The sequence below is a fragment of the Streptomyces synnematoformans genome (assembly GCF_039531005.1).
Lineage (GTDB): Bacteria > Actinomycetota > Actinomycetes > Streptomycetales > Streptomycetaceae > Streptomyces > Streptomyces synnematoformans.
This window is the reverse complement of the sequence record NZ_BAAAPF010000651.1, coordinates 1-1,410: the sequence shown is the minus strand read 5'-3', so window position 1 is coordinate 1,410 and position 1,410 is coordinate 1. Positions and strand designations below refer to the sequence as shown.

Annotated in this window: 1 protein-coding gene; it reads left to right on the top strand. The window is 78.5% G+C overall.

Going from position 1 to position 1,410, the window contains the following annotated elements:
- Positions 1-1,410, top strand: a 1,410-nt coding sequence (locus tag ABD317_RS36880) for a beta-ketoacyl [acyl carrier protein] synthase domain-containing protein (protein WP_344296431.1), incomplete at both ends; no start/stop codon positions are given.

Sequence of the window (1,410 nt, the reverse complement as noted above, 5' to 3'; positions counted from 1 at the left end):
GGCGCGGCCGCGCTGCGCGCGCTGGGGCTGCCCGCCGCCGTACGCACCGCGGGGTCGCTGCCGTCGCTCGCGACCGCGCCCGCCGAGTCGTCCGGGTCCGGTCCCGCCGACCCCGGCGCGATCGTGGCCGTGGGCATGGGCCTGGCCGTGCCCGGCGCGTCCTCGCCCGACGAGCTGTGGCACCTGCTGCGCGACCGCGTGCCGCAGTTCAGCGAGCCCGGGGAGCGGATGGACATCGACGCGCTGTGGTCCGCGGACCCGGCCGCGCCGGACAAGACGTACACCCGCACCTCCGGCTTCATCCACGACCTCACCCCCCACCCGCGGCTGCGCGCCGAACTCGCCGCCGGCCGCGCGCCGGGGCGGGAACCGAGCGGCCGGTGGCTGCGCCACAGCGTCCTGCAGGCGCTCGACGGCGTCGGGCTCGGCGCCGGCACGCGGACCTTCGCCGCGGTCGGCATGACCGCGGACGGCGGCCACGCCGCGGAGCACAGCCTGCTCCGGCACGGCGCCCGGCTGCTGGCCGGCCCCGCGGCGGCCGACGCCGACCCGCTGGACGCGCTCTACCCGGCCGGCTCGCCCGACCCGGCCGACACCGCGCCGTACCGCGCCGGGCGCGCGGCGCTCGCCGGGCTCGCCGACCCGGTGGAGACCGTCGTCATCGACACCGCCTGCTCCTCCTCCCTCTACGGCTTCGACTTCGGCATGCGCGCACTGCGCGAGGGCCGCGCCGACGTCGCGCTGTGCGGCGGCACGTACTCCGTCAACGCCCAGACCATGGTGCTGTTCGCCAAGCTCGACGGGCTGGCCCGAGACGACCGCGTCCGCTCGCTCGACCGCGGCGCCGACGGCGTGCTCTTCGCCGACGGCGCCGCCGTCGTCGCGCTCAAGACGTACGCGCGCGCCCTGGCGGACGGCGACCCGGTCCTCGGCTTCGTCCGCGGCTTCGGCGGCTCCTCCGACGGCCGCGGCAAGGCCGTGTACGCGCCGAACCCCGCCGGCCAGCGGATCGCCCTCGAACGGGCCTGGGCGGCGGCCGGCGTCGCCCCCGACGACGTCGACTGGATCGTCGCCCACGCCACCGGCACCGCCGCCGGCGACCAGGCGGAGCTGCAGGCGCTGGCCGCCGCCGCGCCCGGCCGGCGGTGGACGCTGACGTCGAACAAGTCCCTGATCGGGCACACCGGCTGGGCCGCCGGCGCCGTGAACGTCATCCACGCGCTGCTCGCGCTGCGCCACGAGGCGATCCCCGCCCAGCACCTCTACACCGAGCCGCTCGCGGGCGCCGCCACCGTGCCCGTACGGACCCTGAGATGGCCGCCGTCGCCGGCCGGCCGCGGCGCTACCGCGGGCGTCTCGGCGATGGGGTTCGGCGGCACCAACGCCCACCTCGTCGTCAGCGACCGCCCG